Consider the following 26,005-nt stretch of genomic DNA (forward strand, 5'->3'; position numbering starts at 1 on the left):
ACATGGGCGCGACAGCACCACCCGGGAGACAGGACTCTGCTCATGCGCACACGCACTCTCATCGTTGCTCCACTGGCTCTCGCGTTCGCCCTCCTCGGGCTCGCCGGCTGCGCCGGCTCGTCGACGAGCTCGACGGACGGAGGCGGCAGTGTCGTAGGGAGTGCGGCCGCCGAAGAGAGTGCGGCCGCCGAGCCGAGCACCGCGGCGGAGCCATCCGAGAGCGCCGCCGCGCCGGCAGGGACATGCACCGCGGTGCTGGCCGATACGACGGCGGACGCCGTGCAGGTCACGATCTCGGACGCGGGCTTCAGCCCCTCGGAGATCTCGGTGGCCGTGGGCGGCACCGTCACCTTCACGGCGGACGGATCCGGCCCGCACGGCGTGCACGTCGGCGAACTCGACGGCGCCTCGGTCATGGGCGGGCTGACCGAGTCGTTCCGTTTCGATGCGACCGGCACCTGCACCATCTCCGATGAGATCACCGAGACCGAGGCCGTCGTGACGGTCCAGTAGCTGCGCCACCGCGCGGGCGCCTTCAGCCCAGCGCGATCGGCCGGTTCTCGTAGAAAGTCTGCAGCACCACGGTCGTGCGCGTGCTCACCGACGCCGCCAGACGCACGTCGCGGATGAGGGCCTCCAGATCGCGCGGGGTCGCGACGCGCACGAACAGGATGTAGCTGGCATCGCCCGCGATCGAATGGCACGCCTCGATCTCGGCGAGGTGCTCGAGCAGTTCGGGCGCGTTGTCGGGCTGCGACGGATCCAGCGGGGTGATCTCGATGAACGCCGACAGGGGCTTGCCCACCGCCTCGGCGTCGAGGATCGCACGATAGCCGGTGATGACGCCGCTGCTCTCGAGGCGCCGCAGCCGAGCCTGCACGGCCGAGACGCCCAGCCCCACGCGTTCGGAGAGGTGCGCGAGCGTGGCGCGCGGGTCCCGCGCGACCTCCGCCACGATCGATGCGTCGACAGGATCGTCCATGACATGGAAGAATATCGGTATGTCCGGCAATCAGCCGGAAATTTTCCGCCAGTTTTGCACGATCGGAGGTTCTCATGTCTTTCAGCCCCGCCACCACCGGTGCGATCGCCGCCATCATCGACGAGCCGGAGGTCGTCGAAGACCTCCTCGTCGAGGACCTCTCTCCGGTGCAGGACTCCCCCGCATGGCTCTCGCTCAAGCACGCAGCGACCGCCCTGCAGTCTCTTCAGGTGAAGGACGGCTCGGTTCCGGATGCTGCGCACCACCCCCGCGCGCGCGCCCACGTCGCCGCGATCATCGCAGCGATCCACGAGCTGCGACCCCTGTTCGCGCACGACGACGCCTATCTGCGAGCATCCGTCATCGACTTCCGGCGCTGGGCCGACGAGGGCTTCGGTGTTCCCGACTTCCTCGACTCGCTCGTGGCGTTCCAGCCTCAGGAGCACCGGATCGACGGCATCCGTCACCTGGTCGTCTTCCCGATGTACACGCAGAACGGTTCGCAGGACCGTCTCGTCGAAGCCCTGATCGCCGAGGCCATCTGGCCCGAGTTCATCGCCGAGCTCGAGGCGGGCGACTACGGCAACCGGCTGTTCGTCTCGCTGCGGCTCGTCGACTTCACCCCCGGGTACTACACGAACTCGGCTGTGCTGTTTCCCGAGACCGTGGCGATGCGCGAGATCCCGGCGTTCACGTGGGGTGCGATCTTCCAAGACCGCGAAGCCGCGCGCTACCGGCGGGTCGTGGAGGCCGCCTCGGCTATCACGAAGCTCGACATGCCCGCCGACGCCGCGCGGATGCTCGACGACCAGTCGCTCACCGAGCAGACCTTCGTGATGTGGGACCTCATTCACGACCGGGCCCATATGCGCGGCGATCTGCCGTTCGATCCGTTCATGATCAAGCAGCGGATGCCGTACTTCCTGTATTCGCTGGAGGAGCTGCGGTGCGATCTGACGGCCTTCCGCGAGTGCGTCGCGATCACGGCGCGCCTGCGCGCGCGGATCGACGCCCACGCGGCTGGTGAGCCCGTCGAACCGCTCGATGCGGTCGAGGCCGAGATGCTCGATCACGCGGTGCTCGTGCAGTACGCCGTGATCTTCGACCGCATCTTCAGGTTCGCGATCACCGGTTCGCGCGTGCGCAACTACGACGGGCTGGGCGGCCAGCTGCTGTTCGCCTGGTTGCATCAGCGCCGCGTGCTGCGCTGGACCGACACGTCGCTGACGTTCGACTGGGACGGGGTCCCGGCCGCGGTGATCGCGCTCGGCGATGCGATCGATGAGCTGTACTGGCGCTCGATCGACCGCCCGAAGGCGGCGCACTGGCTCGCAGCCTACGAACTCGTGCGAAGCACCCTGACCCCGAACCCCGCGTCGGCGTGGGCGCGCGGGCTGCCGGACGAGGTTCTGGCCGGGCTGCCGAAGGGGTACACCGACGCGGTGATGGACGACGAGTTTCCGCTGTCGATGTTCTACGAGGCGCTGGAGAAGAAGATGCGCCCCGTGATCGAGTCGACCGCCGGCATCCGCGCCAGCGATGGTTGAGCTCACCCGGCGGACCGTGCTCATCGCGGGCGCGACCAGCACGAGCGGACTCGCGGCGGCCCGCGCGCTGACCTCGGCCGGCGCGCGGGTCGTCGCCGTCGGTCATGATCCGCAGAAGCTCGAAGGGCTCGGTGCGGCGGTGCCCGGCATCCGCACCGAGGTCTGCGATCTGAGCGATGAGAACGACGTGCAGCGCCTCGCGGACCGCATCCACGAGACTCGGCCCGTCGACGGTGTGCTGCATCTGGTGGGCGGATGGCGCGGCGGAGGGGGCCTCGCCGCGCAGAGCGACGCCGACTACCGATTCCTCGAGCGATCGTTCACGGCGCTCCGGTACGTCACTCGCGTGTTCGACGCCGACCTCAGGGCATCGGATGCCGGCCGCCTGGCCGTGGTGTCGTCGACCACCGTCGCCCGGCCCCTGGCCGGGGGCGCCAACTACACCGCGATGAAGGCCGCCACCGAGGCGTGGACGAGGGCCGTCGCGCAGGGCTTCGCGAAGGCGGCCCGGGATGCCGGCGAGCCGCTGCGGGCAGCATCCGTCATCTTCCGTGTGGCGGCGCTCGACGGTCTCGAGGAGCGGCTCGCTGCCACGTTCGTGGAGCTCTGGGCAGCGGACGCCGCCGGCATCAACGACACGATCGTCGACCTCAGCGCCGGCTGATTCCGGCTCGCGTGCACGGTGCGAGGATGGATCGGTGACCACGCTCCACGACACGGCCGTCCGCGGCTTCGCCTCAGACAACTACTCCGGCATCCATCCCAAGGTGCTCGCGGCCATCGCCGCCGCAAATGACGGGCACCAGATCGCTTACGGGGAGGATGCCTACACCGCCCGCCTGCAGGAGGTGTTCGCCGCGCATCTGGGCGAGGGCGTCGAGGCATTCCCGGTCTTCAACGGCACCGGTGCGAACGTGGTCGGGCTGCAGTCGATGCTGCCCCGCTGGGGCGCCGTGGTCGCGGCATCCACCGCGCACATCAACGTCGACGAGGGCGGCGCCCCCGAACGCGTCGCCGGCATCAAGCTCCTGACCGTGCCGACCGACGACGGCAAGCTCACGCCCGACCTCATCGACCGCGAGGCGTGGGGTTGGGGCGACGAGCACCGCGCGCAGCCGCTCGTCGTCTCGATCACGCAGTCGACCGAGCTCGGCACCCTCTACTCGGTGGACGAGATCCGCGCGATCGCCGACCACGCGCACGCCCTCGGTATGCGCCTGCACCTGGATGGTGCGCGCATCTCGAACGCCGCCGCCGCGCTCGGCGTGCCGCTGCGCGCGTTCACGCGCGACGCCGGCGTCGATGTGCTGAGCTTCGGCGGCACGAAGAACGGGGCGATGCTCGGCGAGGCGATCGTGGTGCTGGATGCCGATGCGTCCGCGGGCCTCACCTTTCTGCGCAAGCTCAACATGCAGCTCTCGAGCAAGATGCGCTTCGTCTCGGCGCAGCTGATCGCGCTGCTGGAGGGCGATCTGTGGCTGCGCAATGCCACGCACTCGAACGCCATGGCGCAGCGTCTGCGCGCCGGCGTCGAGGCGGGCATCGCCGACGGGTCGATCACCGGTGTGGCGTTCACTCAGCCGACCCAGGCCAACGGCGTGTTCGCGACCCTGCCCGACGGCGTGGCCGACCGACTGCGCGAGTCGTTCCGCTTCTACGACTGGGATGCCTCGCGCAACGAGGTGCGCTGGATGTGCTCGTTCGACACGACCGAAGACGACGTCGACCGCTTCATCGCCGCGGTCGCCCGGGAGACCTCCTCCGGTCGTTGACCTGCGACCGGAGGTCAGCGGGTCTCGGCCTCCTCGGCGTAGGCCTCGTCCTCGAGCGGCTCGTCACCGAGGAAGGACGCATCGCCCGTGACGATCTGCTCGTCGGCGTCGGACTCGAGGGGTGCTTCGGCGACAGCATCCGTCGCCTTCGCCTCGCCCAGGGGGCCCTCGGGACGGATGAGCTCCTTGACCTCGGCCATAAAGCTCGTCAGCTGGTGCTGCTGCCAGCGCAGCTGACGCGTGCGGTCTTCGGCGTCGCGCAGCACGCTCTGCGTGTGCATCGTGACGGTGTCGATGATCTTCTGCGCCTTCACCTGCGCGCGATCGAGGTGCTCGCCGGCGCGCACGTGGGCGTCGGCGCTGATCTGGTGAGCCTGCGCCCGCATGAGGCGATCGAAGTCGTCGGCCTTGGCGGCGACCCGCTGGGCGTGATCGAGTGATGCCGCGACCTGGTCGTTCGCGTCCTGCGTGATGCGCTCGGCGTGGGCGACGGCCCGGTTGTGGAGCGTCAGGAACTCCTGCTGGGCGTCGTCCTGGCGGCGGGTCAGCGACTCCTCGAACTCGAGCGCGCGCAGGCGCAGGTCGCGCACGGCGTCCTCGGCCTCGGTGCGGGCATCCGTCGTCTCGCGCGCGACCATCGAGCGCAGCGCGGCGGCGCCCCGGTCTGCCTCGGTGCGGATCGTCGCGGCCTCCTGCTCGGCCTGGGCCACCTTCTCGGCGGCGTGCGCGGTCTCGCGCTCGATCTCGGCCTTGTGCGCGGTGAGCTCGGTGTCGATGCGGAGGCGCACCTGCTGCGCGTCGTGCTCGGCCCGCGCCCGGATGTCTTGCGCTTCGGCGTCGGCCTCGGCGCGACGGTTGCGGATCTCTTCGCGCGCGGCCTCCAGGAGCCGGTCGGCCTGCACGCTCGCGTTCTTGATCAGGAGGCTCGCCTGATCTTCCGCGACGCGCAGCACCTCTTCGAAGCGGTTGCGGTTCGTCGACTCGCCGCCGGCGTCGACGAGCTCCTGGGTGAGGGTCTGCACCTGCTGCTCGGCGTTGCCGGCGCGGGCGTTGGCGGTGGCGAGGTCGTCTTCGAGCCGTTCGATCTCTTTGCGGGCCTTTTCGGCCGCTTCCTCCGCGGCCTTCCGACGCCCCGATTCGGCGTTGCTGGCGCGATCGATCTCGGCGCGGACCTTGGCATTGAGCGACGAGATCGCCTCGTCGACCTCTTCGCGGTCGTAGCCGCGGAACACGGTCGCGAACGACGATGCCCCCGCAGTCGCGCCCGAGTTCGCCATCAGCTCATCGAAAGGCGATTCGCCTTCGGGTTCCTGGCCTGTCACCGAACGATCCGACATGTCGACTCTCCGCATCTTCGTGCCACTGCGAGTGCGGACACGACGAACGAACTTTACTCGCCCGACCTGCACGGTTGGCACACTTCCGCGCCTGCCCGCTCACCTGCGACGAGACTCTCCGCCGCTCGGTCTCCGGCGCAAGCTCAGCGCAAGGCGCCCACGCTCGCGAGCGCGAGCCGCACGAGAGTGCCGCGTCCGCCTTCCATCTCGGCGGCGAGGGCATCGGATGCTGCTTCCTGCGGCGCCATCCAGGTGACCTCGAGCGCGTCCTGCCGGGGCTCGCAGGTGCCGGTGACGGGCACGACGAACGCGAGCGACACCGCGTGCTGGCGGTCATCGTGGAAGGCGCTGAGCCCGGGCATCGGGAAGTACTCGGCCACCGTGAACGGCGTCGGCTGGGCAGGAAGCAGGGGGAAGGCCATCGGCCCGAGGTCGTTCTCGAGGTGACGGAACAGCGCATCGCGCACCGTCTCGCCGTAGCGGACCCGACCGCTCACGATCGTGCGGGTCATTTCCCCGAGGGGGGTGGCGCGCAGGAGGATGCCGACTTCCGTCACCGCTCCGACGCCGTCGGTGCGTACCGGAACGGCCTCGACGTAGAGGATCGGGAGCCGGCGCCGGGCCTCGGCGAGTTCGACATCGGTGAGCCAGCCCGGATTGGCCGCATTGCCGGGGGCGGGCGACCCGAACGTGCCGTCACCGAGCGGATGCCCCGACCGCCCGTACGACGCCTCGATGCCGCCGAGGGGGTCGCGCGGAGTTCCGTCGTCGTCGCGCTCGTTCGGATCGGGGTCTGGGGTGCGAACCGGCATGCCTCCTGTATACCTCAGCAATGCCCGCGGCACGGCGAGCGACGATCGAGGTCGGGCCCGACGCGTGCCGGTGTCGGCGAGCCCTGCCAGGATGAAGGCATGACCGCGCCCACCCCCGGCATCCCCGAGCTCTCCGCCGATGTCGTGCTGTGGTCGGCCGACGAGCCGGACCGCGTCGGCAGGCCGCTGCTCGTGCTCCTCCACGGGTACGGCGCCGATGAGCGCGACCTGTTCGGCTTGACCCCCTACCTCCCCGACGAGTTCGTCATCGCCGCTCCCCGCGCACCCCTCGCGCCGTCGTGGCCGGCGCCGGGCTACTCCTGGTACCCGATCGATGGTTTCGAACCCGGCGAGGATCTGGGGGGCCGGAGCCCGCAGCCGACGACGGATGCAGCATCCGCCCTCATCGCCTGGCTCGACGTGGTCGCGGGCTACGCGTCGGCGATCGGTCTGCTCGGGTTCTCGCAGGGCGCCGCCGTCGCGATCCAGGCGCTGCGGTTGCAGCCCGAGCGGTTCTCATTCGTCGTGAACCTCAGCGGCTACGCGACGCCCGGCGCGCTGCCTCGCGATGCCGAGCTGGCGAAGCTCGAGCCTCCCGTGTTCTGGGGTCGCGGCACCCGCGACGACGTCATCCCCGAGGCACTCGTCGCCCACACGACGGAGTGGCTGCCCCAGCACGCCGACCTGAGCGGGCGGGTGTATCACGGGCTCACGCACAGCGTGTCCGAGCCCGAACTCGACGATGTGCGCGCGTTTCTCGAGAAGCAGCTCGAAGACCACGGTGCTGCTGCCGACTCGGCTCCGCCCACCTCGATCCGCTGACCGTCGGCCCCTCATGGCGGCCGATCGGAGCATCCGCTAAACTGGCCGTCCCGCGTCCCCGACGACTGGATGATCCGGTGAGAATGATCGACGCTTCCGCGCTCGCATCCGCGCGCTGATCGTCGACGCTCACCTTCCTTGCTGAGCTCCGCCCGTTTCCGGGCGCTCGGCGTCAGTGCACCCTCATTCCTCAGGGAGCACCATGCCCATCAGCTCTTCCCCCTCGCTCGTCTTCGACCATGTCTGGCTCGACTGGCCCGACGGCACCTCCGCGCTGACCGATGTGTCCGGCGCGATCGGACGCGGCCGCACCGGCCTCGTCGGCCGCAACGGCTCGGGCAAATCGACGCTGCTGCGCCTCGCCGCGGGTGAGCTCGCCCCGACGCGCGGTCACGTCACCCGTAGCGCGGAGGTCGCCTACCTGCCGCAGCAGCTCACCCTCGACATCGGCAGACCCGTCGCCGAGCTGCTCGGCGTGGCAACCACGCTCCATGCGCTCCGCGCGATCGAGGCAGGAGACGTCGCCCAGCGGCACTTCGACGCCGTCGGGTCCGACTGGGACGTCGAGGCGCGCGCGCACGTCGCCCTGGCCGAAGCCGGCCTACCAGCGGACGCGCTGGATCGCCGCGTCGGGCAGCTCTCCGGCGGCGAGGCGATCCTGGCCGCGGTAGCCGGCATCCGTCTCCGCGGTGCGCCGATCACCCTCCTCGACGAGCCGACCAACAACCTCGACCGCGACGCCCGCGCGCGCCTCGGCGAGATGGTGCGGGGGTGGCGCGGAGCGCTGATCGTCGTCAGTCACGACCTCGCGCTGCTCGAGCTCATGGACGACACCGCCGAGCTGTACGGCAGCGAGCTGTCGGTGTTCGGCGGTCCGTACTCGCAGTGGCGCGCATGGCTCGATGCCGAGCAGGTCTCCGCGCGGCAGGCCGAGAAGGCCGCGGCCCAGATCGTCCGGCGCGAGAAGCGCGACCGCATCCAAGCCGAGACCACGCTCGCGCACCGCGCGGCGACCGGGCGCAAAGCGCAGTTCGAGAAGCGGGTGCCGGGCATCATCGCGGGGGGCCGGAAGATGGCCGCCGAGGTGTCGGCGGGGAGGCTCCGCGCCGAGGTGCGCGAGAAGGAGGGTGCGGCGCGGGCGGCCCTGGATGCTGCAGAACGGCGCGTCCGCGACGACGAGGTCGTGCGGATCGACCTGCCCGACCCCGCTGTTCCACCAGGCCGACGGATCGCCGAGATCGGCGACGGTCACCACACCTGGATCGTGCGCGGCCCCGAGCGGGTAGCTCTCGTGGGGCGCAATGGCGTCGGGAAGACGACGCTGCTCGAGCGGCTCGTGGAGTCTGCGTGCCATAACTCCTCCCCCAGCGGAAGCCCAGCCACGGGCGGGCCCCTGATCACGCCACCGTCGAGCGACGCGGCCGCACGGAGGAGGAGTTGTGACACACCGGCCGCGACTCATGCGACCGCCCGCACCGACCGGATCGGCTACCTGCCGCAGCGCATGGACGGTATGGATGACGCGGCCTCCGTGCTCGAGACGGTCATCGCCGGAGCACCCTCCGTGCCGGTAGCCGAGCTGCGCAACCGGCTCGCGCGGTTTCTGATCCGCGGCGACGCGGTGGAACGGCCGATCGGCAGCCTATCGGGCGGCGAGCGCTTCCGGGTGGCGCTGGCACGCCTGCTGCTGGCCGACCCGCCGCCGCAGCTGCTCGTGCTCGACGAACCGACGAACAACCTCGACATCGACACGGTCGACGGGGTCATCGATGCGCTTGCCGCCTACCGGGGTGCCGTGCTCGTGGTCAGCCACGACGATGCGTTCCTCGAGCGGATCGGACTCGATCTGCGCCTCGAGCTCGATGCCGACGGCTCACTGCGCGAGGTCTGAGGCCGACGCCACGCGAGCCGAGGAACGCAACCCCGCCCCGATGTCGCACGCAGCGACGAAGATGGTCGGATGAGCGATGTGCTCGAGCGCTTCGGTCCTGCGACCCGGGACTGGTTCCGTGGCGCCTTCTCGGCCCCAACGAGCGCCCAGATCGGCGCATGGGACGCGATCTCGCACGGCAAGCACGCGCTCGTGGTCGCTCCCACCGGCTCGGGCAAGACGCTGTCGGCTTTCCTCTGGGCGATCGACCGCATCTTCCGCGAGAAGGCGGTGGTGCCGGATGCTGGGGCCACCGCTGCCCCGAAGCGCACGCGCGGCGCGCCCAGGCCCGAGAAGATCCCCGCCACCCGCATCCTCTACATCTCACCCTTGAAGGCGCTCGGCGTCGACGTCGAGCGCAACCTCCGCTCGCCGCTGGTCGGCATCGGCCAGTCGGCGCGGAGACTCGGGATCCGCGTGCCCGAGGTGACGGTCGGGGTGCGCTCGGGCGACACGACGTCGGCCGACCGCCGCAAGCTCGTGAGCGAGCCTCCCGACATCCTCATCACGACACCCGAGTCGCTGTACCTGATGCTCACGAGCCAGGCAGGCGAGACTCTGCGCGAAGTGCACACCGTGATCGTCGACGAGGTGCACGCCGTGGCCGCCACCAAGCGCGGGGCGCATCTCGCCCTGAGTCTGGAACGCCTCGACGCGCTGCGGCGCGAGCAGGATGCACAACCGGCGCAGCGGATCGGCCTGTCGGCCACGGTGCGCCCCATCGACGAGGTGGCCCGGTTCCTCGGAGGTTCGGCGCCCGTCGAGATCGTCGCTCCCCGGGCGACGAAGGCGTTCGACCTGAAGGTCATCGTGCCGGTCGACGACATGCTCAACCCGCCGCCTCCGCCCGGGTCAGCGGAGGAACAAGCAGACGACTCGTCGGGCGAGTGGTTCCAGGGCGACACCCGGCTGCGTCCGGAGAGCACCGAGATGACCGGCTCGGTCTGGCCGCACGTCGAAGAGGCGATCGTCGATCGCATCGTGCAGCACCGCTCGACGATCGTGTTCTGCAACTCGCGGCGACTGGCCGAGCGGCTCACCGGCCGCCTCAACGAGATCTACTCCGAGCGAATGGGCATGGACGCACCGGGGCCGAAGGCGATCCCCGCCGCGATGATGGCGCAGGCGGGCATCAGCTCAGGCGCCGACCCTGTGCTCGCGAAGGCGCACCACGGCTCCGTTTCGAAAGAGCAGCGGGCCCTCGTCGAGGAAGAGCTGAAATCCGGCATCCTGCGCTGCGTGGTGGCGACGAGCAGCCTCGAGCTCGGCATCGACATGGGGGCGGTCGATCTCGTCATCCAGGTCGAGGCGCCGCCGAGCGCAGCATCCGGTCTCCAGCGTGTCGGCCGCGCCGGCCATCAGGTCGGTGAGGTGAGCCGGGCTGCGCTGTTCCCCAAGCACCGCAGCGACGTGCTGCACACGGCGATCGTGACCGAGCGGATGCTGGCGGGCCAGATCGAATCGATCGCGGTGCCGCAGAATCCGCTCGACATTCTCGCCCAGCAGACCGTCGCGGCCTGCGCGCTCGGGGCGATCGAGGTCGAGGACTGGTACGAGACCGTCAAGCGCAGCGCGCCCTTCCGGACGCTGCCGCGCTCGGCGTTTGAGGCGACGCTCGATCTGCTGGCGGGCCGGTATCCGTCCGACGAGTTCGCCGAGCTGCGCCCGAGACTCGTGTGGGATCGGGATGCCGGAACCCTGACCGGAAGGCCGGGCGCCCAGCGCATCGCGGTCACCAGTGGCGGGACGATCCCCGATCGTGGCCTGTTCGGCGTGTTCGTCGCGGGTGAGTCGCAGAACGCGCGGGTGGGCGAACTCGACGAGGAGATGGTCTACGAGTCGCGCGTCAACGATGTGTTCACACTCGGGACGACCAGCTGGCGGATCGTGGAGATCACGCACGACCGGGTGAACGTTCTGCCCGCTTATGGCCAGCCCGGCAAGGTGCCCTTCTGGCACGGCGACGGCCTCGGGCGTCCGGCTGAGCTCGGCGAGGCACTGGGCAAGTTCTCGAGGGACATCTCGACGGCCACGCCCGAGAAGGCCCAGGCACGCCTGAGCGAGGCCGGCCTCGACGAACGCGCGTCGGCGAACCTGCTGGCGTATCTCTCCGAGCAGCGTGAGGCCACCGGCACCCTGCCCACCGACAAGAGCCTCACCGTCGAGCTCGGGCACGACGAGGTCGGCGACTGGCGCGTGATCTTGCATTCCCCGTACGGCATGAAGGTTCATGCTCCGTGGGCGCTGGCCGTGAACGCGCGCATCCGCGAGCGTCTCGGGGTCGAGGGGTCGGCGGTCGCGAGCGACGACGGCATCATCGCGAGGGTTCCGGATGCCACGGCCGAGCCCCCCGGCGCCGAGCTGTTCGTCTTCGATCCCGACGAGCTCGAGCAGATCGTCATCGACGAGGTGGGCGGATCGGCGCTGTTCGCGTCGCGGTTCCGGGAGTGCGCGGCGCGGGCTCTGCTGCTGCCGCGATTCAACCCCAACCGGCGGAGCCCCCTTTGGCAGCAGCGGCAGCGCTCCGCGCAGCTGCTGGAGGTGGCGCGCCGGCATCCGACGTTCCCGATCATCCTCGAGACGCTTCGCGAAGTGCTGCAGGACGTCTACGACCTGCCGTCGCTGGTGCGGATCACTCGCGGCATCGGCGACCGTCGCATCCGACTGATCGAGACGACGACATCCCAGCCCTCGCCGTTCGCCCGTGACCTCCTGTTCGGATATGTCGGCGCGTTCATGTACGAGGGCGACTCGCCGCTCGCCGAGCGCCGGGCTGCCGCGCTGTCGGTCGACCCGTCGCTTCTGTCCGAGCTGCTCGGCAAAGTCGAGATGCGCGAGCTGCTCGACCCCGAGATCATCGCCCAGTTCGAGCGCGAGGCGCAGCGGCTCGACCCCGAGCGCCGGGCGCGTGGCGTCGAGGGCGTCGCCGATCTGCTGCGGGTGCTCGGTCCGCTGGACGCGGCCGAGGTCGCTGCCCGCCTGGAGGACGACGACCACCCGGTCGCTGACCCGGACCCGGCCGCCGCATCCGCCCATCTCGCCGCCCTCATCGATGCCCGCCGCGCGATCCCGGTGACGATCGCCGGGGTTGCGCGCGTCGCCGCGATCGAAGACGCGGGGCGACTGCGTGATGCGCTCGGTGCGGCGCTGCCGGTCGGCATTCCGAACGCGTTCCTCGAGCCCTACCCCGATCCGCTCGGCGATCTGGTGGCGCGCTTCGCGCGCACGCACGGACCGTTCACCGCCGACGCTTTCGCCGCGCGGTTCGGCGTCGGCGTCGCGGTCGCGCGCCACACCCTGCAGCGGCTCGAGGGCGCCGGCCGGGTGACGAGCGGGTTCTTCCTGCCCGACCCGTCGGCCGGCGCCTCGACAGGCTCCGCGAGCTCGGGGCAGGACGCGGAGTGGTGCGACACCGAGGTACTCCGCCGATTGCGGATGCGGTCGCTCGCGGCCATCCGCGGAAGCGTCGAGCCCGTCCCGCCCGAGGCGTTCGCCCGCTTCCTGCCCGTGTGGCAGCACGTGACGCGGCCGCTGGAGGGCATCGACGGGGTGGCGGCGGTCGTCGAACAGCTGGCTGGTGTCGCGATCCCCGCGAGCGCCTGGGAATCGCTGATCCTCCCCGCGCGCGTCGCCGACTACTCCCCCGCCATGCTCGACGAGCTCACCGCCACGGGCGAAGTGGTGTGGTCGGGCCATGGGTCGCTGCCGGGTCGTGACGGGTGGATCGCTCTGCACCCGTCGGATGCAGCATCCCTCACCCTGCCCGCTCCGGATGACGAGATCGTGCCCGCGTCGCTCGAGGCACGAGTGCTGGAGGCCCTCGCCGGCGGCGGCGCCTACTTCGCGAGCCAGCTGCGCGCGCTGACCGAGGCGGACAACGAGCAGTCGGTGATCGAGGCCCTGTGGAGCCTCACCTGGTCGGGTCGCGTCACCAACGACACGTTCGCCCCCATCCGAACGCTGCTCGGTGGAGGCGCCCAGACCCACCGCGTGGCCCGGAAGGCGCCGCGAGCGCGGATGTATCGAGGAACCACGCTCGCCCGACCGGCCGCTCCGCCGCGCCCGCCGGCGCTCGGCGGTCGGTGGTCGCTGCTGCCGGCGCCCGAGCCCGACGCGACCGTGCGAGCGGCGGCGTCGGCCAGCCTCCTGCTCGACCGCTACGGCGTGATCACGCGCGGCTCGGTGCAGTCCGAGGGCGTGCCGGGCGGATTCGCCCAGGCGTACCGCGTGCTGGCCGGGTTTGAGCAGGCCGGGCACTGCCGCCGCGGATACGTCATCGAGAAGCTGGGGGCAGCGCAGTTCGCGGCATCCCAAACCGTCGACCGGTTGCGCGAGTTCGCCGGCCTGCCCGATCCCGCACCGCTGCGCACCGTCACGCTCGCCGCGACCGACCCGGCCAACCCGTACGGAGCCGCGCTGGCGTGCCGGCGCTCGAGGACGTCGGGCACCGACCGGGGCGCAAGGCCGGCGGTCTGGTCGTGCTCGTCGACGGAGCCCTCGCGCTCTACCTCGAGCGCGGCGGCAAGTCCGCGCTCGCGTTCACCGATACCGAGACGGTGCTCGCCGCCGCGACGCGCGATCTCGCCGCTACCGCGCGCGTGCGCGGGCTCGACACCCTCACGATCGAGCAGGTGAACGGGGTGTTCGTCTACGAGACGGCGATCGGACGGATGCTGCGCGATGCCGGCTTCGTCGAATCCCCGCGCGGGCTGACCCTGCGGCGCGGGGCTGCGCGAACCGCGACCAAGACCTCGGCGAGTGCCACCGACGTCACGGACGCCGCGAGCCGTGCCTGAGGGCGACACCGTCTGGCGCACTGCCCAGCGCCTGAACGAGGCACTCGCGGGTCGCGAAGTCGTGCGCTTCGACATCCGGGTGCCGGGCAGCGCCACCGCAGACCTGCGCGGCGAGACGGTGCGCGAGGTCGTGCCGCGCGGCAAGCATCTGCTCGAGCGGATCGGCGACTGGACATTGCACTCCCATCTGAAGATGGAGGGCGCGTGGCACGTGTACGCGCGGGGCGGGCGCTGGCGGGCGCCGGCCTTCCGGGCCCGCGCGATCGTCGGGACCGGCGCGCACGACACGGTCGGTTTCGATCTCGCGATGGTCGAGGTGCTGCCCACGAGCGACGAGGAACGGATCGTCGGACACCTAGGGCCCGATCCACTCGGCCCCGCCTGGGATCCGGCGGAGGCCGCGCGGAGGTTGGGCGCGGATGCGCGGCCGGTCCATGTGGCGCTGCTCGACCAACGCAACGTGGCCGGGTTCGGCAACGAGTACGCCAACGAGATCCTGTTCCTGCGAGGCATCCTTCCCCACCGCCCTGCGATCCAGACCGATGCCGCGGCCATCATCGATCTCGGGGCGCGCACGATCGTCGCCAACCGCGATCGCCAGGGTCGAACCTTCACCGGGGATGCTCGGGCGGGGCGCTCCACGTGGGTATACGGCCGCGAGGGCCGCCCGTGCCGGCGGTGCGGCACATCGATCCGCGCGGGGTCGCTCGGAGCGAGTGCGATCAGCGGGCGCAACGTCTTCTGGTGCCCGTCGTGCCAGCGGTGACCCTCGGTAGTTGAACAGCACTTCGCAGTCGGTTTAGACATTTATTCTATTTTCCTTTGCATAGACGTCACACAGCGTCGTCTATGTATGCTATATTTAGACGGAAGTCGCGCATCGTGCCCACTATCGCGCAGCATCCTGTGTCGCCACTCACCGTGGCGACACCGTGAAAGATGAGGACGTTCGTGGGGCACGAATCCGACACCGGCGACGCGCTGCGAGGCGTGTGGCGAGAGCTCGACGCTCTGGTCGACGAGGTCCAGCGCGCCAAGGCAGCTGTCGCCGCGGCTCAGGCGCATGAAGCGGAGTTGCTCGCGCGCGCTGTCGATCTCGTCGAGGCGCGCACCTGCGAGCGACGCAGCAAGGGGGTCAAGTTCGGGAACGATCTTCCCCTCCGCGAAGTGTCCGCCGAGCTCGGCGCAGCGATGCGCGTCGACGACCGCACGGTGCAGCGCCGGATCGACGATGCCCACACGCTCGTGACCCGATTCCCCGCGACTTTCGCTGCGTGGAGTGAGGGGCGCATCGACCGGCAGCACGCGACGACGATCGTCGACGAGGGCGTCATCCTCGTCGACGAGGAAGCGCGACGCGAATACGAGGGACTCGCGGTCGCGGTCGCGGAGGTCGAGACAGCCGGCCGCATGCGGGAGATCGTCCGGGTCATCGCCGCTCGCATCGATCCCGAGGCAGCAGCCGCGCGCTGCAAGGCCGCCCTGCGCGGTCGCGACGTGCGGGTCGTCGACCTCGATGACGGCATGGCGCGCCTGCTCGCGGATCTCCCTGCACCGTTGGCCCACGCGATCATGGATCGTGTGTCGCAGTTCTCGCACACCGTCGCCGACGCGGAGAAGCACGAGCGCGACGCGCGGGCAGCTGAACGCGCGGCCGCCGTCGCGGCCGTCGCCGACGATGCGGGCCAGGCGGGCCAGGCGGGCGATGCGGGCGAGGATGCTGCGGCCGCCGCCGAATCGGATGATCTGGGCCGCACGCTCGGCGAGATCCGCGCCGACGTCCTGGCAGACATACTGCTCACCTCGACTCCGATGGGTCATTTCGACGCCGCCGGCGACGCGATGACCGGCATCCGTGGCGAAGTGCACGTCACGATCCCGGTGACGACCGCTGCTGGCGTCGACGAAGAGCCGGCACTGCTGACGGGCTACGGTCCTGTCGATGCAGATCTGGTTCGTCAGCTGATGGCAGCCGCGCCCGGGTGGAACCGCGTGGTCATCGACGTACCGACCGGAGCCCCGATCGGCGTTGACCGCTACACCCCGTCTGCTGAGTTGCGCCGATTCCTGAACGTGCGGGACGAGCGGTGCCGGTATCCCGGCTGCACGATGAAGCCATGGCGGTGCGACGCGGATCACACCGTCGACGCGGCGCTCGGTGGCCCGACCTTCGCCGAGAATCTCGCGAACCTCTGCCGTCGACATCACGTTCTGAAGCACTCGTCCCCGTGGCAGGTGGAGCAGCTGGACGGTGGACGTCTGCAATGGACCAGCCCGACGGGTCGGGTGTACGTCGACGAGGTTCCGTCGACCCTGCGATTCATTCCCGGACCGGAATCGGTGCCGGTGCCGATACCTGGACCGGTGCCCGATGAACCCGCGCCCGATGGTGATCCGCCACCGTTCTGACCTTCGCGAATCGGGCTTCACACCTCGATGGCAACGACCGTGTCCCAGAGCCCGTAGTGCCGCAGTCCCTCGTGCGAGTCGATACCGGTATACGCCAGCGAGGCATCCTCGTACCGCCGGAACGCGAACACGGCTTGGTTCATATGCCCCGCGTTGAAGACGCCGAGTGAGACGAGAAGGTTGAAATCCTCGACCGTCAGCCCGGTGACGGCTCTGAACAGGTCGGGCTCGATCTTGGTGATGACGTCATAAAGGGTGTTCTCACGGAAGTCCGTCAGATACATGAACGCGGGAATGCGCGTCGCGAACTTGATGAGCTTCTCCTGGATCTGCTTCCGCTTGGACTTGTACTCCTTCTCCTCGGCCGTCAGCGTCTTCTTCTCCGCCGGGGTGATGTCATCGCCCTTGTCCTTCTTCGTCTTGCCCACGGACTCGCTCTTGTTGACAACGGTCTCGAAGATGCTCGCACCGAGCGCGCGGAAGCCCTCGATGTTCATCACCGCGTCCAACGCTGCCTGCGAGCCCATGATCTTCTTGAGGGTCAGATTGTCGACGTTGACGAGAATCGCCGACTCCCACTTGCGCGCGAGCAGCGTCGCCGACGTACCCGCCATTGCGATATCGAGAATCCCGCCGGCATCCACCTGCGTCATGTTCGACCCGTCGTACGCGAGGACCGGCAGGAAGTTCACCAGTTCCTCGACTGCTCGCTCAGGATTCGGGTTCTCGGGTGACAACCCGCGGCCGTACTCGCTGAGTTGGCGCAGCGCGCGAGTGGGCGCGAAATCGAACACGAAGCACACCGGTTTGAGGATCGCCTCCTCGTTCGGGTCGTCTCCGTTCGGGTTGCGGATCGTCCAGGGCGACTGCACGCGGAACGCCGCCTGAAAATATGTCTCCGGCGCCTGCAGATTGCGCAGCATGAGGATCGACGACCATTGCGGCACGGTGACACCGGTCGTGAGCTTGCCAACGGTCAGCGTGATGGTCTTCGTGTCGAAGCCGCTGCCGATCGCCGTGCGCACGGGCGGCAGCGCATCCAACCCCACCCCCACACCTGGCGCCGAGACGTTCACGATCGTGTAGTCGTGCCAGAAGACGTTCTGAGGCTCGGCCAGCAGGTTGGCCATGGCCGCACATGACGCAGTGCGAGGCAGCATCCATAGCGAGTGCTGCAGGTAGGGCAGCAGTCGCGTGTCGGAATAGGGGAACGGCGGCTTCGTGCCTGCCTTCAATGCATCGACCTGAGTCGGCAGATACGAGCCCCGGATGATGTCGAGCCACTTCTGCACGTCGTCCTTATGCAGGAACTCTGCGGCGACGCCACTGCCTTTCGCCTCGAAGAACGCGTTGAGGTCGAATTCATCGAACTCGCCCTGGCTCGCGATCGCGATGAGCTCGTCGGGCATCTGGTAGGTGAGCAGACGCATCTCGGGCAGCGACGCGTACGGATTCGGATCGTCCGGATGCCGGGCCGCGAAGTCCGCCTTCGCCCGCTGTTCATCGGTGTAGGTCCAGTTGAAGATCTGCTCTTCGATGAAGCGACCCTCGCGCAGCACTTTGAAGGGGGTGCCCGAGAGGTACAGGTACGCGCGAGCCTTGATCGGCACGAAGTCGTCTTCGTCGAGTCCGTTGACCTCCAGTTCTTCGGCGAACGTCTCCTCCGCCGGCGAGAACTCGAGCGCCTCCCCCTTCTTGCGAACGGCGTCGTCTTCACCCTCGAAGAGTTCTTTGGCGGCATCGCGCCATGCGCCGAAGTGGTACTCATCGAAGATCACGAGGTCCCACATCACCGCGGTGAGCCACTTGTGCTTCGCCTTGAAGTTACCGGCGGCATCCCGGCCCATGAGGTCTTGGAACGACCCGAAATAGACGAGCGGATGCTCGGGATCGATAGATGCCGGATCCCCGCCCGTGGCTCGCGAGAGGTATTGCCATCCGTCGAAATCGACATGACTCTCGAGGTCGGTGCGCCAGGAGTCTTCGACGGCGGGCTTGAACGTGACGACGAGCACGCGCTTCGCGTCGAGCTTCTTCGCGAGCTGATAGGCGGTGAACGTCTTGCCGAACCTCATCTTCGCGTTCCAGAGGAACTCGGGCACGGAGTCGGAGTCCTTGTGCCATCGGTCTTCGAAGTAGCCGTAGGTCTTATCCACGGCCGCCCGCTGCTCTGCCCGCGCTGTGAACGTCGCGTGATGCGTTCCGGTATAGGTCTGCCCCGTGCGAAGCTCTGCGATGGCCGTCCGAACGTCTTCCGCTCCGCATTCCATCCACTCGAGCGTCGGGTTGGCAAAACCCTTCTGTTTCAATCGCGCGCGCACCTCGAAGTCACGGAACACCGTACCGTCCTGACGGTCAGCCGGCTCATCGAGCACGATCTCGTAGTTCTCGATGGCGGCAGTCTTGAGCTGCTGCGCGACGCGCGTCTTGACGTCCTGCGTCGTGTGCCCCACCTTGAGAAGCCCCGCGTGAGCCGCGTCATCGATTGAGTACGCATAGATCCGGAGACGTGAGTGGGGCCTTTCCGGAAGGAGCTCCTCGATGGGCTTAGCCAACGCCGAACTCCATCGGACGCACCATGGTCTCGATGAAGGCGATCTCGTCCTCAGTGATGCCGTACTTCGCGTAGAGATCAGAGTCCGTCCATGGTCGGGAAAAGTCCTGTAGAGGCACGAATGTGTACTGCTCCCGGGTTGTTGACTGAGATGGCTTGTGTAGGAGGACAAGGAAGCGCAAAAGTCGAGTAGTCAGGTAAGAAATTGCATTCTCGGTTTCGACCTGATTCGCGAATGGCCCGATGAAGATATATGTCTCAGACGAGACCTCGCCAGGCCGACCGATGAACGGCCTCGACAAGACGGGGTGCGGGAAGGAATCGCTGCCGCTCCCCGCCCGAGGGATGAAGACCTTCCACGCATCGATCGCGGGACGGTTAGACGTCACCTCGGTCCGCGCAACGAAGCTTTTGCCGCCATTGCGGTGGAGCGTTAGGTCTCCGTGGGTCTCGACAGGGTGTCCCTTAAATGTGGTGTCGAATCCGAAAGGGCGCCTCGAACTCACGAGTGCCTTCAACTGTGAGCCAGGCGGGAGCGTGAACCGGACATCTCTTCCCGCTCGGCCGGACTCGGCCGCGATCACCTTGTGCAGAATTGAGACCCCGAGGTTGTACCTGATAAAGACCTCAGCTCCGGGTTCTCTAAGCGGGCGTACTGATCGCGACACAGGTTGTCCCGGATTGTGTGTCTCGACGTCGACGAGACCGGGGTGGTCTCTATCCCAAAGCCAAAACGACACACCGCCCTTTATCTGTGTTCCAGGAAAGACGTCGTTAGAGTCCGGGTAGTCGACGAGTATTCGTATCCGGCCATCCGCAAGCATCCGCTCTCGGAAGTCATCGAGCCCCTTGCCGCCAGTCATCCAGCGGGACGGAGTAACGACGCTCAGAAATCGGGGCTCCAATGCCTTCGCCTGATCTATGAAATGTTGGTAGATCGGGGCCGCGCTGATGCCAAACCCGCCATCGGCCAGCTGGTATGGGGGATTTCCGATGATGACGTCGAACTGCACGTCGGCTCCAAACATGCGCGCGAGTCGCGCCTTGATGTCGGTCGTGTGGATGAAGGCATACGCGTGCGTCTCGAGATCGTCGCTGCGCGAATAGCCCGCCTTGCCGGCGCCGCAGTAGACGCACTTCTCGCCCGCCCACGTGTGTTCGGTGCGCTCGAACCAGATGTTGCCCCAGTCGCGGTCGAAGGACTTCGCGATCGAGTGCTCGCCCGTCGCGTCCTTGGAGCAGTAGACGCTTCGCCGTGCCAGCAGCGACGTGAGCTGCGTGATGCCGATGCCGTAAACCTGCCTCGACAGGATGTGATCGACCCGAGTCTGCAAATCGGGCATCTCGGATGCCAGCCCTAGCGTGAGCCGCGACACGATCTCGCGCAGGAAGACTCCCGATTTCGTGAAGGGATCGAGGAACGTGACTGACGGATCGGCCCAGATGCTGGCTCCGTCGTTCGCTTCCGCCCAAGCGACCTCCAGGGTGTCCAGCATCTGATTCGCGAATTCGGGAGGGGTGAACACCTCGTCGTTCGAGAGGTTCGCGATGCAGGTGAGGACGTCCGGGTTGTGACTCCGAAGTGCGAACCCGGCTTTGTCCGTCATCATGCGAGGTCCTGCACGGTCATCGGTGGGTATGTCCGCACTGGTGTGAAGATCTCGTGCTCTTCGAAATGCGCGAAGAGACCCTCCGATGCGGAGGCGCGCTGCGTGAGGCTGTCATAGCGGAAGTCGCGGCGCTGGAACTTGCCGCGCCCGAGGTAGCCCCATTCCGCGAAGGTGATGGGCTCACCCGACGCGGTCGTCATCGCGAGCGCGTCGCCCTGCACGATGTTGGTGCCGAGCACCGATGATGCGGCACGGGACCACTCGTCGGCAGGATCCACTCTTAGATACCGGGCGAAAGTACCCGCAAGGTTTTCTCTGCACTCGATCACGTTGTCGTCCAGCAGTTCGATGCCGTAGACGCACATCAGCGCGAACAGTGCGTAGTGCCGCTTCTCGAACTCGCTGCGGCCGTGACGCTGCTCGACCGCGGTGAGCTTCCGCTCGAGGATCGGCACGAGGAAATTGCCCGATCCGCACGCCGGCTCGAGGAAGCGGGAGTCGATGCGCTCGGTCTCGGAAGCGACGAGGTCGAGCATGTCCTCGACGAGCCATCGCGGCGTGAAGACCTCGCCGTGATCGGCGACCCGCTGCCGCGACTTGACCAGTTGCTCGTCGGTCACTTGCAGCTCCCCTCACGATCGGATGGAGCCCAAGTGTACTTGTACCCGGGGACGCTCGCCCTGGCACGATGAACCGGTAGTGCTGACCCTTGATGAGTGCCCCGAGTCCCCTCTGCCGCAGCCGCTCACATCGGACGGCAGATCGCCGAGACACGACGCCGGTACACCGTCACGCAGGATCAGCTGGCGGTTCGCGCCGGAATCGACTCGTCGAACATCCGCAGTTACGAGAGCGGACGCGCGATGCCGAGCATCCATACGCTTCTGCGCATCGCCGACGCGCTCGACACTGATCCGGCGACGCTCCTAGAGGGCCTCACTCTCGAGCACTTCGACAGCGGCGCCCGCGCGCGCAAGGCAGGCTGACGCTTCGTCGGAGATCTGCAGAACTTCGGTCAGATCCCCCCGGGTCAAGGCCCGAAATGGCGCAGATCTCCGAAGTTGTCTCGACGTCGAGAGACAGCGGAACCCGGCGCCAATCCGTGAACGTCTCGGCACCGAACAACGTGCAATCCGCGAGAGACCGATGCGCGGGAATGAAATTGACACGGAGCACGTTATTCCAGTACTTGCGCCGAACAGGCGCTGCCGGAGGGGATCGTGGGTAAGAACTACGTCGACATCGAGAATGACCACGGCGAGATGCTGCGTTACCGCAAGCACGCCAACGGTCGGGGCCTGATCGCGCACGGAGCGAAAGTGCACCCGAGCGCCGTCATCGAGGCGGGCGCCTATGTCGAACCCGGAGTGCAGATCGGCGCGGGGGCGCACGTGGGCCGCGGAGTGTGGGTCGAATCGGATGCTGTCATCGGCCCGGAAGCCGACATCGCACCGCACGCGCACATCGGTGCAGGAGCCGCGATCGGCGGAGGCGCGAAGATCGGCGTCCGCACCCTCGTCGGAGCGCACGCCCGCGTCGCGGTCGGATCGCTGATCGGCGACGACCAGACCATCGCCGACGGCGAGCGGGTCGCCACTGACCGCCGAGGACTCCGCCTGGCCGCCTAGCGCCCAACGCTGTCCCACGCCGCCGGTATGGTGCCGGCATGCGAGAGGCGGCCGTGAGGCGAACAGCGAGCGTCGCGACGGTGGTGCTCGTCGTAGCGGGCATCGTTGCGTTGGGAGTCTGGCTGTGGCCGAGCATCCAGCACGCCATCGCGCCCCAGAACGGCGGGGCGAGCGCGCCGAAAATCCCCCCGCGTCCCGCCGACGCCTTCCCCCTCACCGTGCGCTACGTCTACGACGGCGACACGATACAGGCCGAGATGCAGCATCCCAACGCGATCGTCACCACGTCGGGCCCGATCCGCATCCGCCTCATCGGCGTGAACACGCCGGAGGGCACGCCCACTCCCGAGTGCTGGGCCGACGAGGCGCGCCAGCACCTGTCGGCACTCCTGCCCGAGGGATCGACCGTGTGGGCGGCGCCCGACCGCGACACGTGGGACGACTACGGCCGGCGGCTGTTCAACTTATGGACCGCCGACGGCCGCTTCGTCGAGCACGAACTGGTCGCCACCGGCGCCGCCGAGGCGATCCGCATCCGGCCGAATGTCGCCTACTACGACCTGCTGACCGCCACTCAGGCCGCGGCACAGGCCGAATCGCGCGGGCAGTGGGGCGCGTGCCCCTGAACCGAAGATGATCAGGCGAAGACGATCAGGCGAAGACGAACAGCACGAACCCGATGAGGGGCAGCGTCCCCTGGATCAGCGCCGCACGGATATAGCGGGCACCCGTGGTCACCAGCACCAGCGCGGCCGCGACCATCGATCCCAGGCTGAACAGCACGAGCGTGCGCCCCGCGACGTCTGCCACCGTCTCCGGCCCGCCCGACCAGAACAGCACGATGCCGATGACCGCTCCGACCGCGAGGAACAGGTTGTAGAAGCCCTGGTTGTACGCCATCGGCTTGGTCGTCTCGGCGGCAGCCTGATTGGCGACCCCGAACCGCTTCCACACCCGCGGCTGCGACCACCGCACACTCTCCATCAAAAAGATGTAGACGTGCAGCAGCGCCGCGAGCGCTCCGAAGACCGTTGCAATGATCGCCACCATGACCGAACGATAGCGCCCGGCTACGCTGGCGAAGTAGCGAAAGGGCTGGCGACATGGCGAAAGGCGGCGGTTCAGGCAGTTCGGGCAGCGCCCGGCGAGGGCGGGATGCGGGGGCCCGCCGCCCCGCGAACCGCACTGCTTCCGCCAAGAAGCCGGCACAGAGGTCGGCGAAAGTCGTCTTCGACGCCCGGCCCGCGGACGATGCCGCCGCTTCCCGTTCACTGCGGCTGGGGCTCATACCCGGCGCAACGCCCGGCAAGTGGATCGACGCGTGGCGCGACCGGATGCCCGACGTGCCCATCGAGATCACTCAGCTCGACGTCGCAACCCAGCGTGCGGGCGTGCTCGGCGATGAACTCGACCTCGCCCTCGTGCGCCTGCCCATCGACGACGATGACCTGAGCACGATTCCGCTGTATGAGGAGATCTCCGTCGTCGTGTGCGCCGCCGACTCCGCACTCACCGCCGTCGACGAACTCGACCTCGCCGACCTCGCGGGCGAGGTCGTGATCGTCCCGCGCGACGCCGTGTTCGACCTCGCCATTCCTGGCACGTCGACGCCGAAGTTCGAGGCGCCCGCCGACACGGCCGAGGCGATCGCGACCGTCGCCGCGGGCGTCGGTATCGTGATCGTCCCACTCTCGCTCGCGCGCCTGCATCATCGCAAGGATGCTGCGCACCGTCCCCTCCGCGGCGGCCCCACGTCGACCGTGGCCCTTGCGTGGCGGTCCGACCGCACGACGCCGGATGTCGAGACCTTCATCGGCATCGTCCGCGGCCGCACGGCGAACTCGTCGCGGAACTGAGGCACGCAAGGAGGAGGATGTCGCCGACCTTGGGTCTCTGCGACATCCTCCTCTGGAACGGCGAACAGCCTGCCTGTGTACCCGAACACCCCAAGGGCGTGCTGTCCACGACACGCGACGCCCCCCGGGGTCACGCGCCGTTTGTACGTTCCGAGGGGAATGAGCGCGATGCCGCCGGCCTGATACATGCCCGCGAAGGCAATCTCAGAATCCGGCTCCGTGCGTCTGGAACGGCGCCACGATCCCGGTGCGGGCGGATGCTGCCGCCAGCGCCTCGGCGGCCGGCAGCCCCGCAGCCAGCTCCGCGTGCATCGCGCCGAGCAGCTCGCACGCTTCGTCATCGGCGACCACCACAGGCGTCGCCACGACCGCGCGCGTGCCGGCGTGCAGCCAGATGCGCGTCATGCCGATCGCCTCCTCACCCCATCGCACCGACGAGCGGCCCACCTCGCACGCCGACAGCACGACCGTCGACGGCACCTGCGGCATCCGATCGATGTCGTACCCGAACAGAGTGCCGTCCGCGAGCTCGAGACCGGAGAACAGCGGGTTGTCGACCGCGTGCCGCCCGTGCGCGGCTATGTGGAGCAGATCGACGCCCGATGCGAGGTCGGTGACGGCGTCGACGGTCGCGTCGGCCCCGCTCAGCGTCTGCGATGTGGGCCACGCGGATGCGGCAGCATCCGCCTCCTCATCTCCGCGGGCGACGCGCGGACCCACCGCGAAGCCGGCCGTGACGGGAGCCTGCGAGGCGGAGCCCCGCAGGCTCGCCCACCGCGTCGCCGACACGGCGAGCGTGAACGCATGACCGCGCATTCCCGGCAGCATCGCCCACGGGATGCCGTTGAGTACGCCGGGCACCGTGATCACGAGCCTGCGCACGCCCGCCGCCGTCGCCGGCCCGTCGAGCAGGGCCGCCGACAGCGCGGCGAGTCGATCATCGAGGCTGCGGCGGATGACGTCGGCCATCGGGCCGCTGCGGATGGACGCCGACATGTCGAGGTCTGCGCGCAGGCCGGACAGGGCACGCTGGGCGGCGGGCCAGCCGTGCAGTGGCAGCACCTTCGCTCGCGCCGAGGTCACCACCAGCGCGGTGAGCGCGGCGCCGGAGTACACGTAGGCGATGAGCGCGGTCTCGGAGTCGAGGGTCGCGCGGAGCCCGTCGATATCGATCCGCTCCTGAATCGCCGCCGATCCGGTCGCCGACCACTGCCGCTCGCGTGCGCTGTCGCGCAGCGCGGCGGCACGCGGGTTCGACAGCCACTCGTCTGTCGGATCGTCCGCGCGCAGCTGTCTCAGCTCGGCGAGCTCAGTGGCGAATTCGGGATCTGGTGGGGGCCGAAGCGGAACCACCTGCTGGCTCAAATGGCGAGCGCGCTCGGACCACTCGAAGATGACATCCGGCCGACCGCTCAGGGCCGCCATCCGGAGGCCCTGGAACATCAGACCCCGCCCGCGCATGACCAGCGAGGTCTGCAGATCGAGGCTACCGAAGGACGATTGCCATCGACTGAGCGCATCAAGTCCCGCCCCGGCGTGACGTCGGGAGTCGGCGTGGCGGCCTCCGCTGGCGGCTCTCGCAGCCCGCGTCTCGAAGGCAAGGAGTTGCACTTCGAGCGACGCAGACCGCCGCACTCGCGTCGATCGCTCAAGCTTCCTTCCTTGCTGGGCGAGCCAGAGCTGTCTGGCCATGCGGAGAGCGGCGGCCTCATTACGGAATTGACGGCCATGGATCTCATCGGCGAGGGCCTCGACCTCCTCCGCGCTGGGTACGCGCCCGGGCGCGGGAGGGACGCCCCCTCCGCGCATCGGTGTGTCGCCTGCGAGGCGCGCGCGCATCCACAGAGCTCGCGACCGGAGCATCCACGTCTCGTTTCCCACTGTCCGGAATCGTTCCGCGGCGGATCGTGCGACCTTCGCGGCCAGAACGGGGTCGTGCGTCAGCAGCGA

General features: G+C 68.6%; 22 protein-coding genes (1 of these 22 running past the window's edge). 14 read left to right on the forward strand and 8 right to left on the reverse strand.

Annotated elements, in window-relative coordinates:
* Nucleotides 1–42 precede the first annotated feature (42 nt).
* On the forward strand, nt 43–513 hold the full coding sequence (locus ACFE6Z_RS15255; protein WP_375386553.1) for a hypothetical protein: 471 nt from the start codon (nt 43–45) through the stop codon (nt 511–513).
* A 22-nt stretch (nt 514–535) separates the two neighbouring features.
* Here ACFE6Z_RS15255 and ACFE6Z_RS15260 read toward each other — a convergent pair whose 3' ends face one another.
* Entirely contained in the window at nt 536–982 is a 447-nt protein-coding gene (locus ACFE6Z_RS15260) for an Lrp/AsnC family transcriptional regulator (protein WP_375386554.1), read from the reverse strand.
* Nucleotides 983–1,056: 74 nt separating this feature from the next.
* On the opposite strand from ACFE6Z_RS15260, the gene ACFE6Z_RS15265 reads away from it, so the two are divergent.
* Genes ACFE6Z_RS15265 through ACFE6Z_RS15275 form a run of 3 tightly spaced genes read left to right on the forward strand, consistent with a single transcriptional unit; the run spans nt 1,057 to nt 4,301 of the window.
* Nucleotides 1,057–2,529: a DUF6421 family protein gene (locus ACFE6Z_RS15265; RefSeq protein WP_375386555.1), complete on the forward strand. Its 1,473-nt coding sequence runs from the start codon at nt 1,057–1,059 to the stop codon at nt 2,527–2,529.
* Nucleotides 2,522–3,193: an SDR family NAD(P)-dependent oxidoreductase gene (locus ACFE6Z_RS15270; RefSeq protein ID WP_375386556.1), complete on the forward strand. Its 672-nt coding sequence runs from the start codon at nt 2,522–2,524 to the stop codon at nt 3,191–3,193. The genes ACFE6Z_RS15265 and ACFE6Z_RS15270 overlap by 8 nt, the downstream gene beginning before the upstream one ends.
* A gap of 34 nt (nt 3,194–3,227) precedes the next feature.
* Nucleotides 3,228–4,301 (forward strand): threonine aldolase family protein, encoded by a 1,074-nt coding sequence (locus ACFE6Z_RS15275; protein ID WP_375386557.1) that lies wholly within the window; start codon nt 3,228–3,230, stop codon nt 4,299–4,301.
* A 14-nt stretch (nt 4,302–4,315) separates the two neighbouring features.
* On the opposite strand, the gene ACFE6Z_RS15280 is transcribed toward ACFE6Z_RS15275, so the two are convergent.
* Together ACFE6Z_RS15280 and ACFE6Z_RS15285 are read right to left on the reverse strand one after the other, a co-directional pair.
* Nucleotides 4,316–5,623, reverse strand: coding sequence for a cell division initiation protein (locus ACFE6Z_RS15280; protein WP_375386558.1), 1,308 nt, complete (start codon nt 5,621–5,623; stop codon nt 4,316–4,318).
* 158 nt (nt 5,624–5,781) lie between these two features.
* On the reverse strand, nt 5,782–6,450 hold the full coding sequence (locus tag ACFE6Z_RS15285) for an NUDIX hydrolase family protein (protein WP_375386559.1): 669 nt from the start codon (nt 6,448–6,450) through the stop codon (nt 5,782–5,784).
* 99 nt (nt 6,451–6,549) lie between these two features.
* On the opposite strand from ACFE6Z_RS15285, the gene ACFE6Z_RS15290 reads away from it, so the two are divergent.
* The 6 genes from ACFE6Z_RS15290 to ACFE6Z_RS15315 all read left to right on the forward strand — a co-directional run bounded on the left by ACFE6Z_RS15290 (nt 6,550) and on the right by ACFE6Z_RS15315 (nt 16,407).
* Nucleotides 6,550–7,272 carry an alpha/beta hydrolase gene (locus ACFE6Z_RS15290; protein ID WP_375386560.1) on the forward strand — a complete coding sequence of 241 codons (723 nt, stop codon included), beginning with the start codon at nt 6,550–6,552 and terminating at the stop codon, nt 7,270–7,272.
* Nucleotides 7,273–7,474: 202 nt separating this feature from the next.
* Entirely contained in the window at nt 7,475–9,163 is a 1,689-nt protein-coding gene (locus tag ACFE6Z_RS15295) for an ABC-F family ATP-binding cassette domain-containing protein (protein WP_375386561.1), read from the forward strand.
* Nucleotides 9,164–9,232: 69 nt separating this feature from the next.
* The gene (locus tag ACFE6Z_RS15300) at nt 9,233–13,837 is read left to right on the forward strand and encodes an ATP-dependent helicase (RefSeq protein WP_375386562.1); all 4,605 of its coding nucleotides are present in this window, start codon (nt 9,233–9,235) and stop codon (nt 13,835–13,837) included.
* A complete protein-coding gene (locus tag ACFE6Z_RS15305; protein WP_375386563.1) occupies nt 13,801–13,998 on the forward strand; it encodes a hypothetical protein in 198 nt (65 codons plus the stop codon). The genes ACFE6Z_RS15300 and ACFE6Z_RS15305 overlap by 37 nt, the downstream gene beginning before the upstream one ends.
* The gene (locus tag ACFE6Z_RS15310) at nt 13,991–14,764 is read left to right on the forward strand and encodes a DNA-formamidopyrimidine glycosylase family protein (protein ID WP_375386564.1); all 774 of its coding nucleotides are present in this window, start codon (nt 13,991–13,993) and stop codon (nt 14,762–14,764) included. Before ACFE6Z_RS15305 ends, ACFE6Z_RS15310 begins: the two co-directional genes overlap by 8 nt.
* Before the next feature lie 185 nt (nt 14,765–14,949).
* Nucleotides 14,950–16,407, forward strand: coding sequence for a DUF222 domain-containing protein (locus ACFE6Z_RS15315; RefSeq protein ID WP_375386565.1), 1,458 nt, complete (start codon nt 14,950–14,952; stop codon nt 16,405–16,407).
* 17 nt (nt 16,408–16,424) lie between these two features.
* On the opposite strand, the gene ACFE6Z_RS15320 is transcribed toward ACFE6Z_RS15315, so the two are convergent.
* From ACFE6Z_RS15320 to ACFE6Z_RS15330, 3 genes are all read right to left on the reverse strand, one after another.
* Nucleotides 16,425–18,860, reverse strand: a complete 2,436-nt coding sequence (locus ACFE6Z_RS15320; protein WP_375386566.1) for a DEAD/DEAH box helicase family protein — start codon at nt 18,858–18,860, stop codon at nt 16,425–16,427.
* A gap of 94 nt (nt 18,861–18,954) precedes the next feature.
* The gene (locus ACFE6Z_RS15325; protein WP_375386567.1) at nt 18,955–20,568 is read right to left on the reverse strand and encodes an Eco57I restriction-modification methylase domain-containing protein; all 1,614 of its coding nucleotides are present in this window, start codon (nt 20,566–20,568) and stop codon (nt 18,955–18,957) included.
* Nucleotides 20,568–21,191, reverse strand: coding sequence for an N-6 DNA methylase (locus tag ACFE6Z_RS15330; RefSeq protein ID WP_375386568.1), 624 nt, complete (start codon nt 21,189–21,191; stop codon nt 20,568–20,570). Before ACFE6Z_RS15330 ends, ACFE6Z_RS15325 begins: the two co-directional genes overlap by 1 nt.
* Before the next feature lie 96 nt (nt 21,192–21,287).
* Between ACFE6Z_RS15330 and ACFE6Z_RS15335 the strand changes: the two genes are divergently transcribed.
* From ACFE6Z_RS15335 to ACFE6Z_RS15345, 3 genes are all read left to right on the forward strand, one after another.
* Nucleotides 21,288–21,557, forward strand: a complete 270-nt coding sequence (locus ACFE6Z_RS15335) for a helix-turn-helix domain-containing protein (RefSeq protein ID WP_375386569.1) — start codon at nt 21,288–21,290, stop codon at nt 21,555–21,557.
* A 234-nt stretch (nt 21,558–21,791) separates the two neighbouring features.
* Nucleotides 21,792–22,199, forward strand: coding sequence for a transferase (locus ACFE6Z_RS15340; protein ID WP_375386570.1), 408 nt, complete (start codon nt 21,792–21,794; stop codon nt 22,197–22,199).
* 53 nt (nt 22,200–22,252) lie between these two features.
* A complete protein-coding gene (locus ACFE6Z_RS15345; protein WP_375386571.1) occupies nt 22,253–22,825 on the forward strand; it encodes a thermonuclease family protein in 573 nt (190 codons plus the stop codon).
* A 25-nt stretch (nt 22,826–22,850) separates the two neighbouring features.
* On the opposite strand, the gene ACFE6Z_RS15350 is transcribed toward ACFE6Z_RS15345, so the two are convergent.
* Nucleotides 22,851–23,249: a DUF1304 domain-containing protein gene (locus ACFE6Z_RS15350; RefSeq protein ID WP_375386572.1), complete on the reverse strand. Its 399-nt coding sequence runs from the start codon at nt 23,247–23,249 to the stop codon at nt 22,851–22,853.
* Nucleotides 23,250–23,302: 53 nt separating this feature from the next.
* Here ACFE6Z_RS15350 and ACFE6Z_RS15355 point away from each other — a divergent pair, with 53 nt between their 5' ends.
* On the forward strand, nt 23,303–24,055 hold the full coding sequence (locus tag ACFE6Z_RS15355; RefSeq protein WP_375386573.1) for a LysR family substrate-binding domain-containing protein: 753 nt from the start codon (nt 23,303–23,305) through the stop codon (nt 24,053–24,055).
* 204 nt (nt 24,056–24,259) lie between these two features.
* On the opposite strand, the gene ACFE6Z_RS15360 is transcribed toward ACFE6Z_RS15355, so the two are convergent.
* Nucleotides 24,260–26,005 carry the 3' portion of a CHAT domain-containing protein gene (locus ACFE6Z_RS15360; RefSeq protein ID WP_375386574.1) on the reverse strand. 732 nt of this gene lie beyond the right edge of the window, so 1,746 of the gene's 2,478 nt are visible here — the last part of the coding sequence; its start codon lies off the right edge, out of view — the gene reads right to left on this strand; its stop codon occupies nt 24,260–24,262.

Origin of the sequence: uncultured Microbacterium sp. (assembly GCF_964244775.1) — a bacterium.
Taxonomy (GTDB): Bacteria; Actinomycetota; Actinomycetes; order Actinomycetales; family Microbacteriaceae; genus Microbacterium.